The organism is Pseudomonas reinekei (genome assembly GCF_001945365.1).
GTDB lineage: Bacteria > Pseudomonadota > Gammaproteobacteria > Pseudomonadales > Pseudomonadaceae > Aquipseudomonas > Aquipseudomonas reinekei.
In genome coordinates, this window is the sequence record NZ_MSTQ01000033.1 from 1 (window position 1) to 15,175 (window position 15,175).

At 58.8% G+C, this 15,175-nt stretch carries 14 protein-coding genes; 6 read left to right on the forward strand and 8 right to left on the reverse strand.

Annotation, left to right across the window (positions count from 1 at the left end; translation table 11 throughout):
* Positions 1-96, forward strand: a 96-nt coding sequence (locus tag BVK86_RS29690) for an integrase core domain-containing protein (RefSeq protein WP_139315762.1), incomplete at its 5' end; no start/stop codon positions are given.
* A gap of 40 nt (positions 97-136) precedes the next feature.
* Positions 137-259 (forward strand): hypothetical protein, encoded by a 123-nt coding sequence (locus BVK86_RS29130; RefSeq protein ID WP_231977951.1) that lies wholly within the window; start codon positions 137-139, stop codon positions 257-259.
* Positions 260-575: 316 nt separating this feature from the next.
* On the opposite strand, the gene BVK86_RS28450 is transcribed toward BVK86_RS29130, so the two are convergent.
* Both BVK86_RS28450 and emhR read right to left on the reverse strand, forming a co-directional pair.
* Positions 576-968 (reverse strand): VOC family protein, encoded by a 393-nt coding sequence (locus BVK86_RS28450; protein ID WP_075949549.1) that lies wholly within the window; start codon positions 966-968, stop codon positions 576-578.
* A gap of 352 nt (positions 969-1,320) precedes the next feature.
* Positions 1,321-1,953 (reverse strand): efflux system transcriptional repressor EmhR, encoded by a 633-nt coding sequence (emhR, locus tag BVK86_RS28455; protein WP_075949550.1) that lies wholly within the window; start codon positions 1,951-1,953, stop codon positions 1,321-1,323.
* Between the two features lie 266 nt (positions 1,954-2,219).
* Here emhR and emhA point away from each other — a divergent pair, with 266 nt between their 5' ends.
* From emhA to emhC, 3 genes are read left to right on the forward strand one after another with little or no spacing between them, the layout of a single operon-like run.
* Positions 2,220-3,377, forward strand: coding sequence for an efflux RND transporter periplasmic adaptor subunit EmhA (gene emhA / locus BVK86_RS28460; protein ID WP_075949551.1), 1,158 nt, complete (start codon positions 2,220-2,222; stop codon positions 3,375-3,377).
* Between the two features lie 3 nt (positions 3,378-3,380).
* Positions 3,381-6,542: an efflux RND transporter permease subunit EmhB gene (gene emhB, locus BVK86_RS28465; protein WP_075949552.1), complete on the forward strand. Its 3,162-nt coding sequence runs from the start codon at positions 3,381-3,383 to the stop codon at positions 6,540-6,542.
* Entirely contained in the window at positions 6,542-8,002 is a 1,461-nt protein-coding gene (gene emhC / locus BVK86_RS28470; protein ID WP_075949553.1) for an efflux RND transporter outer membrane subunit EmhC, read from the forward strand. Before emhB ends, emhC begins: the two co-directional genes overlap by 1 nt.
* A gap of 103 nt (positions 8,003-8,105) precedes the next feature.
* Here the strand turns inward: emhC and BVK86_RS28475 are convergent, their stop codons facing one another.
* Entirely contained in the window at positions 8,106-8,594 is a 489-nt protein-coding gene (locus tag BVK86_RS28475; RefSeq protein WP_075949554.1) for a hypothetical protein, read from the reverse strand.
* A 432-nt stretch (positions 8,595-9,026) separates the two neighbouring features.
* Here BVK86_RS28475 and BVK86_RS28480 point away from each other — a divergent pair, with 432 nt between their 5' ends.
* Positions 9,027-10,286, forward strand: a complete 1,260-nt coding sequence (locus BVK86_RS28480; RefSeq protein WP_075949555.1) for an OprD family porin — start codon at positions 9,027-9,029, stop codon at positions 10,284-10,286.
* A gap of 160 nt (positions 10,287-10,446) precedes the next feature.
* Here BVK86_RS28480 and pcaC read toward each other — a convergent pair whose 3' ends face one another.
* The 5 genes from pcaC to pcaG form a co-directional block, all read right to left on the reverse strand.
* Complete coding sequence (pcaC, locus tag BVK86_RS28485; protein ID WP_034146727.1) at positions 10,447-10,839, reverse strand: 4-carboxymuconolactone decarboxylase; 393 nt, start codon at positions 10,837-10,839, stop codon at positions 10,447-10,449.
* Positions 10,840-10,849: 10 nt separating this feature from the next.
* Positions 10,850-11,641 carry a 3-oxoadipate enol-lactonase gene (pcaD, locus tag BVK86_RS28490; protein ID WP_075949556.1) on the reverse strand — a complete coding sequence of 264 codons (792 nt, stop codon included), beginning with the start codon at positions 11,639-11,641 and terminating at the stop codon, positions 10,850-10,852.
* A gap of 11 nt (positions 11,642-11,652) precedes the next feature.
* Positions 11,653-13,017, reverse strand: a complete 1,365-nt coding sequence (locus BVK86_RS28495; RefSeq protein WP_075949557.1) for a 3-carboxy-cis,cis-muconate cycloisomerase — start codon at positions 13,015-13,017, stop codon at positions 11,653-11,655.
* Positions 13,018-13,062: 45 nt separating this feature from the next.
* Positions 13,063-14,367: an MFS family transporter gene (locus BVK86_RS28500; protein WP_075949558.1), complete on the reverse strand. Its 1,305-nt coding sequence runs from the start codon at positions 14,365-14,367 to the stop codon at positions 13,063-13,065.
* A gap of 240 nt (positions 14,368-14,607) precedes the next feature.
* Entirely contained in the window at positions 14,608-15,174 is a 567-nt protein-coding gene (gene pcaG / locus BVK86_RS28505; RefSeq protein ID WP_075949559.1) for a protocatechuate 3,4-dioxygenase subunit alpha, read from the reverse strand.
* Position 15,175 lies beyond the last annotated feature (1 nt).

Below are 15,175 nucleotides of genomic sequence, written 5' to 3' on the forward strand. Positions count from 1 at the left end.
ATGGTGCGAGAGGCCGTCACGATCTACAACCAAGAGCGGCCGCACCTCTCTTTAAAATACAAAACGCCCGATGCGGTGCATCGGGCGTTAGGGTGAAACAGGTGTAAACCTATTTCAGGACTAGACACCCGTCAAAGTGGAGTACGAACTGACTGAGGACGGCAACCGATTGAGACCCGTGGTCAGCGTCATGCGCGACTTTGGTTTGTGGCTGAAGCAGAGTGGGAAAACCATGATGCCCTTGGATCAAGAAAGCTAGTCCCCACCTGTGCCTGACCTACAGCAAAGGTATGTCCGGGGTAACTTTCCGGCGCGTTGCTCAGCCGGTTCTGCATCTCCTCCAATACGGCCTCATGCTCCCAGCAGTAACGGTGCCACGTCAGGCCTTTTTCAACGTTGGTATAGCGCCAGTCGACTCGACTGGATGCGGTTGAGATAGCCGTAGATGTAGATGTTCACCTTGAATGAAGCGCTTCATGGGCGATCCCTGCGATGAAATCCTCAGAAATCATAGCAAGGGTTCTCGACAATGTTTTGTTCACGATTTCAGCCAAAAAATAGATCCTACACTTGGCCTACTCCGGATCGTGACAACAGACGCAAAGCTTGTTTCCTTCAGGGTCTCGAAAATACGCCCCATAAAAATTCGGGTGGTATTCGGGTCGCAAGCCCGGAGCGCCTTCACATGTTCCATCCAATGCCAACGCCAAGGTATGGGCGTTGTGTACGATCTGTCGATTAGGTGCCAGCAGAGCAATCATTTGCCCATTTCCTAGCGTCGCAGAATCGCCGTCGAACGGTTTGCCCACCACGAAAAGAGGCCGTGCAGTGTCAGGGTGTTTCCAGCCCGCCCATGGGCGTTCAAGTTCTGTGAACTTGAGATCAAGTCCGAGTATCTGCATGACCCCTTGATAAAACACAAATGCTCGATTGAAGTCATTCACTCCGATGAATACATGTGAAATCATTTTTTGTCCTAAAAAGAGGAAGCCTTCTCGCACCCTACCAAGAATTTTCAGGCTGTTTTCAACTCCTGGCCTGAAACATACTCCGTCGGTCTTGGAAGCTGTTTTTACACACTCTGGGTCGATCTCTGCCGCTCACATCCACACATCGTGCTGGTCAAATCCGATGCAAATGACTGGTCAGGCCACACCGCCCACAGAAACGACACAAAATTCCTACAAATTACGTCGCTGACGACCTGTCATCCGCGTGAACGGACGTATATAAAAGCACCCCATTAGCGCAAAGCGGGTGAAGAACTGTTCATCCACGGCTTCAACGGTTGACACACAAGACGCCGATTAGCATCTTGCTTTATTTGCGCAGGCTGGGGCTGAAACGCAACAGATCCAGACCGGTATCGACCCAGCGCTCGGCCTCGATGTGCAGCTGGAAGCTGTCGGGGGCCAACAGCCATTGATACAGGATGCCATCGATATAGGCGTGCAAGCTGATGGCGGCTCGGGCGGTGTCGAGGTTTTCCGGCAACTGTCCGCGATTCACGGCGTTACTCAAGGCCAGGCCGATCCGTACATTGCATTCGAGGCTGGCTGCCACGCGCTGTTGGCGCAGGTCGCACATTTCATCGGTGAATTCGCACTTATGAAACAGAATTTCGTTGATGCGTCGGGTTTTCGGGTCCAGTGCAATTTGATGAAACAAATGAATCAACAGTTTGCGCATGCAGCCCAGCGGATCAGGTTCGTCCTCGCTCTCGCTGGCTTTGGCCATTTCGTCCAGTGGCTCATGCAAGGTATCGAGCATGGCCTGAACCAGGTCCGCCTTATTGCTGAAATGCCAATAGATGGCCCCGCGCGTGACACCGGCGAGGGTTGCGATATCCGCCAGGGTCGTACGGGCCACGCCCCGCTCGTAAAAGGCTTTTTCAGCCGCCTCGAGAATCTGGCTGCGGGTTTCTTGAGCTTCCTCTTTGGTACGACGGACCATGGCAGTACAACCTCAATCAGGATGCTTCAGCGATGTCTGAATATCAGCTGAATAAAAGTGGGGCGATGGCTCTTGGGTATCGTCCCCGGGCCTACAATTCCAACCTTTCAACGGCTCGTGTAACGGCGTGGGTACTCAGCCGAGGTATTTACAAACAGCCGTGAACGTAAGTATATTCCTTAGCAAGCTACTTATCCACCCGGCACCCCCTTTTTAACTTCCATCTTTTCTTGTGCGTTTATGACGCGCCTGACCCGAGGATTTTCATGCAATTCAAGCCAGCTCTTACCGCTCTGGTCGCCGCCGTCGCCCTGGCATCGCTGCTCAGCGGATGCAAAAAGGAAGAAGCGGCACCGGCCGCACCACCGCCTCAGGTCGGCGTCGTCACCCTGCAACCGCAAACGTTTACGCTAACCTCCGAACTGCCCGGCCGCACCAGTGCATTCCGCATTGCTGAAGTGCGCCCCCAGGTCAACGGCATCATTCTCAAGCGTCTGTTCAAGGAAGGCAGCGACGTCAAAGCCGGCCAACAGCTCTATCAGATCGACCCATCGGTCTATGAAGCGACCCTGAAAAGCGCCGAAGCCAACCTGCGTTCGACCAAATCGATCTCCGACCGCTACAAGCAACTGGTCGACGAGCAAGCTGTAAGCCGTCAGGAATACGACACCGCCGTCGCCAACCGCCTGCAATCGGAAGCCGCGCTGCAATCGGCCCAGATCAACGTGCGCTACACCAAGGTCTATGCCCCGTTGACCGGTCGTATCGGTCGTTCTTCTGTGACCGAAGGCGCGCTGGTCAGCAACGCGCAGACCGAAGCGATGGCCGTGATCCAGCAACTCGACCCGATCTACGTCGATGTGACGCAGTCCTCGGTCGAATTGCTGCAACTGCGGCGTGAACTGGAAAGCGGTCGCCTGCAAAAGGCCGGCGACAACGCCGCCAAGGTCAAGCTGACCCTCGAAGACGGCAGCGAGTACAAGCTGGACGGTAAACTGGAGTTCTCCGAAGTGTCGGTTGACCAGACCACCGGTTCCGTCACCCTGCGCGCGGTATTCCCGAACCCTGACCACACGCTGTTGCCGGGCATGTTCGTGCACGCCCAGTTGCAGGCCGGTGTGAACAGCGCGGCGATTCTGGCCCCTCAGCAAGGCGTGACCCGCGACCTTAAAGGCACGCCGACCGCACTGGTCGTCGGCCCGGACAACAAGGTTGAACTGCGTCATCTCAAGGCCAGCCGCACTGTCGGCAACCAATGGCTGATCGAAGATGGACTGAAAGCCGGCGATCGTCTGATTACCGAAGGCCTGCAATACGTCAAGCCGGGCGTCGAAGTCAAAGTCAGCGATGCGACCAACGTAACCGCAAAGAACCCGGCCCCCGCACAGACAGCTGATAAAGCGTCTGGCGGCAAAGGGGAGTAAACCATGTCGAAATTTTTTATCGACCGTCCGATTTTCGCCTGGGTAATTGCCCTGGTGATCATGCTGGTCGGGGCACTCTCGATCCTCAAGTTGCCGATCAACCAATACCCGAGCATCGCGCCGCCTGCGATCGCCATTTCCGTGACCTACCCGGGCGCTTCTGCGCAAACCGTGCAGGACACCGTGGTTCAGGTGATCGAGCAGCAGCTCAACGGTATCGACAACCTGCGCTATGTGTCTTCGGAAAGTAACTCCGACGGCACCATGACCATCACCGCGACCTTCGAGCAAGGCACCAACTCCGATACCGCGCAGGTTCAGGTCCAGAACAAGCTGAACCTGGCCACCCCGCTGCTGCCGCAAGAAGTGCAGCAACAGGGTATCCGCGTGACCAAGGCAGTGAAGAACTTCCTGCTGGTCATCGGTGTGGTGTCGCGCGACGGCAGCATGACCAAGGACGACCTGTCGAACTACATCGTGTCCAACATGCAGGACCCGATCTCGCGCACCGCCGGTGTCGGTGACTTCCAGGTGTTCGGTTCCCAGTACGCCATGCGTATCTGGCTCGACCCGGCCAAGTTGAACAACTTCAACCTGACCCCGATCGACGTCAAGACCGCCATTGCCGCGCAGAACGTGCAGGTGTCGTCCGGTCAACTCGGCGGCCTGCCTGCCCTGCCCGGCACGCAGCTGAACGCGACGATCATCGGCAAGACCCGCCTGCAGACCGCCGAGCAATTCGACAAGATCCTGCTCAAGGTCAACAAGGACGGTTCTCAAGTTCGCTTGAAAGATGTCGCCGAAGTGGGCCTGGGTGGCGAGAACTACAGCATCAACGCTCAGTTCAACGGCGCTCCGGCGTCCGGTCTGGCGGTGAAACTGGCCACTGGCGCCAACGCGCTGGATACCGCCAAGGCACTGCGTACCACCATCGACAGCCTCAAGCCGTTCTTCCCGCAAGGGATGGAAGTGGTGTTCCCGTATGACACCACTCCGGTGGTGACCGAGTCGATCAAGGGCGTGGTTCACACCCTGATTGAAGCGGTCGCGCTGGTGTTCCTGGTGATGTTCCTGTTCCTGCAGAACTTCCGCGCCACCATCATCACCACCATGACCGTTCCGGTGGTGTTGCTGGGTACGTTCGGGATCCTCGCGGCAGCCGGTTTCAGCATCAACACCCTGACCATGTTCGGTATGGTGCTGGCCATCGGTTTGCTGGTGGACGATGCCATCGTCGTGGTGGAAAACGTCGAACGGGTGATGAGCGAAGAAGGCCTGTCGCCCAAGGAAGCCACCAAGAAATCCATGGGCCAGATCCAGGGCGCCCTGGTGGGCATCGCCCTGGTACTGTCGGCGGTACTGCTGCCGATGGCGTTCTTCAGCGGCTCCACCGGTGTGATCTACAAGCAGTTCTCGATCACCATCGTCTCGGCCATGGCCCTGTCGGTACTGGTTGCGCTGATCTTCACCCCGGCGCTCTGCGCCACCATGCTCAAGCCGATTAAGAAAGGCGAGCACGGCACCCCGAAACGCGGCTTCTTCGGCTGGTTCAACCGAAACTTTGACCGTGGCGTCAAAAGCTACGAGCGCGGCGTGGGCAGCATGCTCACGCACAAGGCCCCGTATCTGCTGGCGTACCTGATCATCGTCGTCGGCATGATCTGGCTGTTCACCCGCATTCCAACCGCGTTCCTGCCTGAGGAAGACCAGGGCGTACTGTTCGCCCAGGTACAGACGCCGGCCGGTTCGACCGCCCAGCGCACCCAAGTGGTCGTGGACGAAATGCGTGAATTCCTGCTGCGTCCGAGCAAGGACGGTGGTGAAGGCGATGCGGTGAACTCGGTGTTTACCGTGACCGGCTTCAACTTCGCCGGCCGTGGCCAGAGCTCGGGTATGGCGTTCATCATGCTGCGCCCGTGGGGCGATCGTAACGCCGACAACAGCGTGTTCAAGGTGGCGGCCCGTGCCCAACAGCACTTCTTCACCTTCCGCGATGCCATGGTGTTCGCCTTCGCTCCGCCCGCGGTACTGGAGTTGGGTAACGCCACCGGTTTCGACGTGTTCCTGCAGGACCGCGCCGGTATCGGTCACGAGAAACTGATGGAAGCGCGCAACCAGTTCCTCGGCATGGCCGCGCAGAGCAAGATCCTGGCTCAGGTCCGTCCGAACGGCCTGAACGACGAGCCGCAATACCAGCTGGAAATCGATGACGAGAAGGCCAGTGCCCTGGGCATTACCATCGCGGACATCAACAACACCCTGTCGATCGCCCTGGGCAGTAGCTACGTCAACGACTTCATCGACCGCGGTCGGGTGAAGAAGGTTTACGTACAAGGCCAGCCAGGGGCGCGCATGAGCCCTGAAGACTTGAAGAAGTGGTACGTGCGCAACAGCGTCGGCACCATGGTTCCGTTCTCCGCGTTCGCCAAAGGTGAGTGGATTTACGGCTCGCCGAAACTGGCCCGTTACAACGGCGTGGAAGCGATGGAAATCCTCGGTGCCCCGGCCCCGGGCTACTCCACCGGTGAAGCGATGGCCGAAGTCGAAGCCATTGCCAAGAAACTGCCGGCCGGTGTCGGTATTTCCTGGACCGGCCTGTCGTACGAGGAACGGTTGTCCGGCTCGCAAGCGCCAGCGCTGTATGCCCTGTCGCTGCTGATGGTGTTCCTGTGTCTGGCGGCGCTGTATGAAAGCTGGTCGATTCCGATCGCGGTGATGTTGGTGGTGCCGCTGGGGATCATCGGTGCGCTGATGGCCACCAGCCTGCGCGGCTTGTCCAACGACGTGTATTTCCAGGTGGGCTTGTTGACGACCATCGGTCTGGCGGCGAAAAACGCCATCCTCATCGTCGAGTTCGCCAAGGAATTGCACGAGCAGGGACGCAGTCTGCGCGAGGCGGCCATCGAAGCCTGCCGCATGCGTCTGCGACCGATCATCATGACCTCGCTCGCGTTCGTGCTCGGTGTGGTACCCCTGGCGATCTCCACGGGCGCAGGCTCGGGTAGCCAGCATGCCATCGGTACCGGGGTGATTGGCGGTATGATCACGGCAACCGTATTGGCGATCTTCTGGGTCCCACTGTTCTTCGTCACTGTGTCGGCCTTGGGTCAGCGTAAAAACGTCGATCCGGAAGACGCTACTGAAACTCCTAAAGAGGCTGGCTAATGAGCAAGTCGCTACTCTCCCTGGCAGTCGCCGCTTTCGTGCTCGGTGGCTGCTCGCTGATACCCGATTATCAGCAACCGGACGCCCCCGTGGCGGGCCAATACCCTCAAGGGCCGGCGTATTCGCCGGCCCAGGCACCGGCTCAGGCCGCTGCCGAGCAGGGCTGGAAGCAGTTTTTCCATGACCCGGCGTTGCAGCAGTTGATTCAGGTTTCCCTGGAAAACAACCGTGACCTGCGCGTCGCGGCCCTGAACATCGACGCGTTTGCGGCGCAATACCGCATCTCCCGCGCCGACCTGTTCCCGGCTGTTTCGGCCAATGGCACCGGTAGCCGTCAACGGGTTCCAGCCGATGCGTCGCAGACCGGCGAATCGAGCATCACCAGTTCCTACTCGGCCACCGTCGGTGTCAGCGCCTACGAACTCGACCTGTTCGGTCGAATTCGCAGCCTGAACGAAGAAGCACTGCAGCAGTACTTCGCCACTGAAGAAGGCCGTCGCAGCACTCAGATCAGCCTGGTGGCCAGCGTGGCCAACGCCTACCTGACCTGGCAGGCTGACAAGGAACTGCTCAAGCTGACCCAGGACACCCTGGCCGCGTTCGAGGAGAGCTACAAGCTCACCGCCCGCAGCAACGAAGTGGGGGTCGCCTCGGCGCTGGACCTGGCGCAGTCGCGGACCTCGGTGGAAAACGCCCGTGCGCAGCTGGCCCGTTACACCCGTCAGGTTGCTCAGGATGAGAACAGCCTGGTGCTGCTGCTCGGCACCGGCATTCCGGCCAACCTGCAAGCGGCCAAACCGCTGGCGGACGATCTGCTGAGCGACGTACCGCCGGGCCTGCCGTCCGACCTGTTGCAACGTCGTCCGGACATCCTGCAAGCCGAATACAACCTGAAAGCGGCCAACGCCAATATCGGCGCGGCGCGCGCAGCGTTCTTCCCGAGCATCAGCCTGACCGCCAATGCCGGGACCCTGAGCCCGGACCTGTCGGGTCTGTTCAAGGGCGGTTCGGGCACCTGGTTGTTCCAGCCGCAGATCAACCTGCCGATCTTCAACGCCGGCAGCCTGCGTGCCAGCCTGGACTACTCGAAGATCCAGAAAGACATCGGCGTGGCGAACTACGAGAAGTCCATTCAAACGGCCTTCCAGGAAGTCGCCGACGGCCTGGCTGCCCGCCAGACCTACACCCAGCAGTTGCAGGCTCAGCGTGACTTCGTCAGCGCCAACCAGGATTACTACCGCCTGGCCGAGCGTCGCTACCGTATCGGTGTCGACAGCAACCTGACCTTCCTCGATGCCCAGCGTCAGCTGTTCAGTGCGCAACAGGCATTGATCACCGACCGCCTGGCGCAACTGGTCAGCGCAGTGAACCTGTACAAGGCACTGGGTGGTGGCTGGAATGAACAGACGGCAAAGAACGAGCCGTTGAAAGAAGAAGCGCCGAAGATTAAGTATTTCTGATTTTCCAGTAAAAAGTGACGCATCATGAAAGACCACACTTCATGATGCGTCACTTTAGCCCACTAAACCTTTAAAACCTCAATAAATTTAATAGACTCTCCCTCTAATACTTGATGACGAAGTTCTTACTGTAAACATCGATACTCCGTATATCCTCCACTCCAGAATTACTAAAACTGAATCTGAAAGAACCACTAACCGATTCAGAATCGATGGCTCTAATGGTTAATGTTCCTTTAGCCTCAGTCCGAGGATAAGTAGCCACCCCACTTCTCTCAAACCTTGCTGACATGTCCGTAAGGCCGCCCCCTAGGTCGTACGTCTTACCAGCCTCCACTGGATCACCCGAAAAACGAACCATCGTTCCTGCATCGTCTCCCTCTCCCTCAGCAACCAGCACAAAGTTGAATTCATCCACTAGACAAAACAACTTCCTCAACTGAATCTCGACACCCGGCTCAGTATCAGGCTGATCAACCCAAAATGTTAGATCTACTCTGCCACTCGCGGGGTTAGCTTTTGCTTTTTTATCATTCTCAACACCCCAGTCATCTGCAGACTTAACCACCACCTCATCTTTTCTAAAGCTCATAGTGTTCTCCTGGCGAGTATAAAACCCAACATCAAAGGAACGCAAATTGACTCTAAACCTCAACACCCATCAGAACAACTGGTAGATTTAACAGGTTGACAAACAACCTACACACAAACATCTTAAAAAGATTAATAAAATTCCTTGCACATCAATTTTTTATAATCTCACCATCTTATGCCTACTCAAAAGCCATAATGTTTACGTTCGATAATCGCCCAGAACCCGCTTTTCAAGATTGAACCATCCAGTACATTCCCCGCACCATCCGCCCCACAAAACCAAAAATAACAGGTTCCATGCCATGCCCCAGCGCCCTGCCCCGTCCGGCTGATCAAATTCGTTTCTCCAAAATAAACCAATGATTTGTCTGCAATCCCCCGATTGCGGCACACCCCGTTTCATCCCTAAGAATTAGAGAGACCCAAGCCCATGACGCCTTCTCCTGCGCAGTATTTTGTTCCCAGCCTGATCGCCCTGGCCCTCGCGGCCGCCGCCCTGCCCGCCCACGCCGAGGAATCTGGTTTCGTTGAAGGGGCCAAGGTCAACCTGAACCTGCGCAACTTCTACATCAACCGCAACTTCACCAACCCGACCAAGACCCAGGGCAAGGCTGAAGAATGGACGCAAAGCTTTATCCTCGACGCCAAGTCCGGGTTCACCCAGGGCACCGTCGGCTTTGGTATGGATGTGCTGGGGTTGTACTCGGTGAAACTCGATGGCGGTAAAGGCACTGGCGGTACGGCACTGCTGCCGCTGAACAGTGACGGCCGCCCGGCCGACAACTTCGGGCGCACCAACGTGGCGTTCAAGGCCAGGCTGTCGCAGACCGAAGTGAAGGTGGGCGAGTGGATGCCGGTGCTGCCGATCCTGCGTTCGGACGATGGGCGTTCACTGCCGCAAACCTTCCGCGGCGGGCAGATCACCTCGAAGGAAATCGCGGGCCTGACGCTGTACGGCGGCCAGTTCCGCCAGAACAGCCCCCGCGATGACAGCAGCATGGACGACATGTCGATGACCGGCAAAGCGGCGTTCACCTCCGACCGTTTCAACTTTCAGGGCGGCGAATACCTGTTCAACGAAAAGCGCACGCAGATCGGCCTGTGGAACGCCGAACTCAAGGACATCTATAGCCAGCAGTTCATCAACCTGACCCACAGCCAGCCGCTGGGTGACTGGACCCTGGGCGCCAACCTCGGTTTCTTCTATGGCAAGGATGACGGCAGCGCCCGCGCCGGTGAGCTGGACAACAAAACCCTGTACGGCCTGTTCTCGGCCAAATACGGCGGCAACACCTTCTATGTCGGCCTGCAAAAACTCACCGGCGACAGCCCATGGATGCGGGTCAATGGCACCAGTGGCGGCACCCTGGCCAACGACAGCTACAACTCCAGCTACGACAACGCGCGGGAGAAATCCTGGCAGGTGCGTCACGACTACAATTTCGTCGCCTTGGGCGTTCCGGGCCTGACGCTGATGAACCGCTACATCAGCGGCGAAAACGTGCACACCGGCACGATCACCGACGGCAAGGAATGGGGACGTGAAAGTGAACTGGGCTACACCGTTCAAAGCGGTGCGCTGAAGGACCTGAACGTGAAATGGCGCAACTCGACCATGCGCCGCGACTACAGCAACAACGAGTTCGATGAGAACCGCTTGATCATCAGCTACCCGATCAGCCTGTTGTAGGAGCATGACTTGCCAACGATGGCGATTTCGCTGACGCCATCGCTGGCAAGCCAACTCCCACAGGGATCTTCAGTGACCACAAAATTGGCGTTCACATCGGACCACTGTGGGAGCGGGCTTGCCCGCGATGGCGTCAGTTCAGGCAACAACAATCGCGGGATCACTCCCGTGATTCAACTCCCAATTCATCCCACACCGACTCCGCCAGGTGGAATGTCGCATTGGCTGCCGGGATGCCGCAGTAAATCGCGCTCTGCATGATCACTTCCTTGATCTCGCCACGGCTCACGCCGTTGTTGGCGGCGGCGCGCAGGTGCAGTTTGAGTTCGCCTTCGCGGTTCATGCCGATCAGCATGGCGATGGTGATCAGGCTGCGGGTGTGACGCGGCAGGCCCGGGCGTGTCCAGATGTCACCCCAGGCGTGGCGGGTGATCATTTCCTGAAACTCCGAATTGAACTCGGTCAGGGTGGTCAGGCTGCGATCGACATGGGCGTCGCCCAATACCGCGCGACGAACGTTCATCCCCTCGTCGTAACGTTGCTTCTCGTCCACAACAATCCCCTTATTGGGCCAACAAAAACGTCAGGACCCGCTCGCTGAACGCGTCACCGGCCTGCACGTTGGACAGGTGCGCCGCGTAGAATTCGGCGTACTCGGCACCCGGCACATGTTCCTGAATGAAATGCCCGCCGGACGGTGGCGTCACCGCATCCTGCGCGCCGGCAACCACCATCAGCGGCACCTTGATCGATGACAGCTGATCACGGAAGTCGGCATCACGCACCGCCGCGCAGTTGGCCGCATAGCCTTCAGGCGAAGTCGCCGCCAGCATGTCGGTAATCTGCTTGGCCGCCGCCGGGTTGGCTTCGGAGAAGTCAGGGGTGAACCAGCGTGCAATCGACGCATCGCGCAGGGCAACCATAGCGGCCTGACCATCACGCAGGACCATCTCAATACGCGGGTCCCACACCGACGGATCGCCGATTTTCGCCGCGGTGTTGCACACGATCAGTTTGTTCAGGCGCTCGCCGGCATGGATACCCAGCCACTGGCCGATCAACCCGCCCATGGACAAACCACAGAAATGCGCGCGCTCGATGTGCAAGGCATCGAGCAGCGCCAGCGCGTCGTGGCCCAGTTGCTCGATGCTGTAAGGCCCCGGCGTTACCAGCGACTGGCCGTGACCCCGGGTGTCGAAACGCAGCACGCGAAAATGTTCGGTGAACGCCGGGATTTGCGCGTCCCACATGTGCAGGTCGGTACCCAGTGAGTTGGACAGCACCAGCACCGGTGCATCGACCGGTCCGTCGAGTTGGTAATGCAGTTCGCCATCGGCGAGTTGAACGAAAGCCACAGCAATCTCCTTCAGGCAGTCAATGCACAATGTTCAGCCACCGCTCGCTCGACCCAGGTTTTGGCCTGGCCGAGATAGTGGGCGGGGTCCAGCAGATGATCGAGTTCGGCGGCCGTCAGTTCGGCAGTCACTTGCGGTTCGTCGCCAAGCACCGCGCGCAGATGACGCTGCTCGGCCACGGCACGTTTGCAGCATTGTTCCAGCAGATGATGCGCAGTATCGCGGCCAACCCGTTGGGCGAGGACGATGCTTACCGCTTCGGCGAGCACCAGGCCTTGCGTCAGGTCGAGGTTGCGGGCCATACGCTCGGCGTCCACTTCCAGACCTTGGGCAACCAATAGCGCCTGCTGCAAGCTGCCGGACACCAGGCAGCAAATGTCTGGCAGGGTCTCCCACTCGGCATGCCACAACCCCAAGCTGCGCTCATGTTCTTGCGGCATGGCGCTGAACAGCGTCGACAGCAGTCCCGGCACACGGGTCGCCGCGCCGATCAACACCGCCGCGCCGACCGGGTTGCGTTTGTGCGGCATGGTCGACGAGCCGCCCTTGCCTGGCGCCGAAGGCTCGAACACTTCGCCGGCCTCGGTTTGCATCAGCAGGCTGATGTCGCGGCCGAGCTTGCCGAGGCTACCGGCAATGAGGCCAAGCACCGCGCCAAATTCCACCACCCGGTCGCGCTGGGTGTGCCACGGTTGATCGGGCAATGTCAGTTGCAGCTCTTCAGCCAGCGCCTGGGCAATCGGCATGGCCTGGTCGCCGAGGGCCGCGAGCGTTCCGGAAGCACCACCGAATTGCAGCACCAGCAGCCGCGGTTTGAGTTCAACCAATCGCTGACGGCTGCGCGTCACCGCCCCCAGCCAACCAGCGATTTTCATGCCGAGGGTGACCGGGGTTGCGTGCTGCAACCAGGTGCGCCCGGCCAAGGGCGTCGCCGCATAACGCTGGGCCTGGTGCGCGAGGAGTTGCCCCAGTTGCGCCAGATCGTTTTCGATCAGTTCCAGCGCCTGCCGCAGTTGCAGCACCAGGCCGCTGTCCATCACGTCCTGACTGGTCGCGCCCAGATGCAGGTAGCGCTCAGCCTCGGCATTGTGCGACGCGATCTGTTTGCCCAGTGCCTTGACCAACGGAATCGCCGAGTTGCCGGCGCCAGCTATTGCCTCGCCGAGGGCCGCGAAATCGTAATGCCCGGCTTGGCACGCCGCACTGATCGGCGCCACCGCAGACTGCGGAATCAACCCGACCCGCGCTTCGGCCCGGGCCAGCGCGGCTTCGAAATCAAGCATGGCCTGGACCCGGCCCTGATCACAGAACACCTCACGCATATCGCGTGCAGTGAAATAGGCATCGAATAATTGATTGCCCGGTCGCTGGTTCATAAACAGTTCCTGAAGGCGCGGGCCTTGGCGGCCCGCGCGTAAAGATCAAAGATCGTGATGCAGATACTTGGCCTGTTTCGGCAAACGCAAGCTGAACAGGAAGGCGATCGCCATCATCGCCGTCACGTACCAGTAAAAGGAGTTTTCCATGCCCACGTTCTTCAGGCTCAGGGCGACAAATTCCGCCGAACCGCCGAAGATCGCATTCGCCACCGCATACGCCAGGCCCACGCCCAGTGCACGCACTTGCGGCGGGAACATCTCGGCTTTCACCAGGCCGCTGATCGAGGTGTAGAAACTGACGATCGCCAAGGCCAGAGTGATGAGCAGGAAGGCCAGGAATGGACTGGCGACGGTTTTCAGGCTCAACAGGATTGGCACCGTGCACACGGTACCGAGGGCACCGAACCAGAGCATCGAATTACGTCGGCCGATTTTGTCGGCGAGCATGCCGAACAGCGGCTGCATGCACATGTACAGGAACAGCGCGCCGGTCATGATGTAGCTGGCGGTCTTGGCGTGCATGCCGGCGGTGTTCACCAGGTATTTCTGCATGTAAGTGGTGAAGGTGTAGAAAATCAGCGAGCCACCGGCGGTGTAACCCAGCACGGTGATGAACGCGGCTTTGTGGTCGCGAAACAGTGCGCGGATGCTGCCGGCGTCCTTGTTTTCGCGCATTTCCTTGCTGGTGGTTTCTTTCAGCGAACGGCGCAGGAACAGCGAAATCAACGCCGCCACCGCACCGACCACGAACGGAATCCGCCAGCCGTAGGCACGCAGGTCTTCTTCAGTGAGGAACTGTTGCAGGATCACCACCAGCGACACGGCCAGCAGTTGCCCACCAATCAGGGTCACGTACTGGAACGAAGCGAAGAAACCGCGCTGGCCCTTGAGCGCCACTTCGCTCATGTAGGTCGCGGTGGTGCCGTACTCGCCGCCCACCGACAGACCTTGCAGCAACCGCGCGAACAGCAACAGGATCGGCGCCCAGACGCCGATGTCTTTATAAGTGGGCAAACAGGCGATGAGCAGCGAGCCGAAGCACATCATCAGAATCGAGATCAGCATCGAGTTCTTTCGCCCGTGCTTGTCCGCAACACGGCCGAAGATCCAGCCGCCGATCGGTCGCATCAGGAACCCGGCGGCGAACACGCCTGCGGTGTTTACCAACTGCACCGTGGGGTTATCGGACGGGAAAAAAGCCGGGGCGAAATAAATCGCGCAAAAGGCGTAGACGTAGAAATCGAACCATTCGACGAGGTTACCGGATGAGGCTCCGACAATGGCGAAGATGCGTTTGCTGCGTTCTTCGCCGGTGTATAGCGGTTCTGAAGCGGTGGTCGTTGTCATTGTTTTTCACTCAATAGGGACTGTGAAAGTCTAGACATACTTTGTAACAGTCCCGTTCCGCAGATGCATCAGTCTTAAGCCAACACAACCTTTTGTGGCGAGGGAGCTTGCTCCCGCTCGGCTGCGAAGCAGTCGTAAAATCAGCCGACGTGGTCTGCCAGATTCATCGTGATTGCCGGGTTTGGGCTCGCTTCGCAAGCCAGCGGGAGCAAGCGCCCTCGCCACAGGTTCCAAGTTCACTCAGTAATCGAAGAACACCGTTTCGGCATCAGTGCCTTGCAGAATGACGTTCCACTGATAAATACCGCTCGCATCCTGCTTCGCCAGCAGCGTGTTACGACGCTCGGCCGGGACGCATTCGAGCAACGGATCGTCGACGTTGGCCGGTTCGCCATCGAAGTAGATCCGCGTCAGCAGGTGCTTGACCAAACCACGGGCGAACACCAAAACCACAAGGTGCGGCGCCTGGGTCGTGCCCTTGAGGCCCTCGACCGTGCCCGGCTTGATGGTGGTAAACCGGAAGCGCCCTTCGGCGTCCACCGGCACTCGGCCAAAGCCTTCGAAATGCGGATCCAGGGGTTTTTCCTGGTCGTCTTCCGGGTGGTCATACTTGCCGGCGGCGTTGGCTTGCCAGATTTCCAGCATGGCGTCGTTGACGACATCGCCATTGCCATCGACCACTTGCCCGGTGATCGCCACGCGCTCGCCCAGGGTTTGCTCGACAGTCAGGTTTTCGCGGTTCAGCCAGGTCAGGCCGATGTGGTAGTACGGTCCGACGGTGTGGGACGTGGTCGCAGTCAGCGTCATC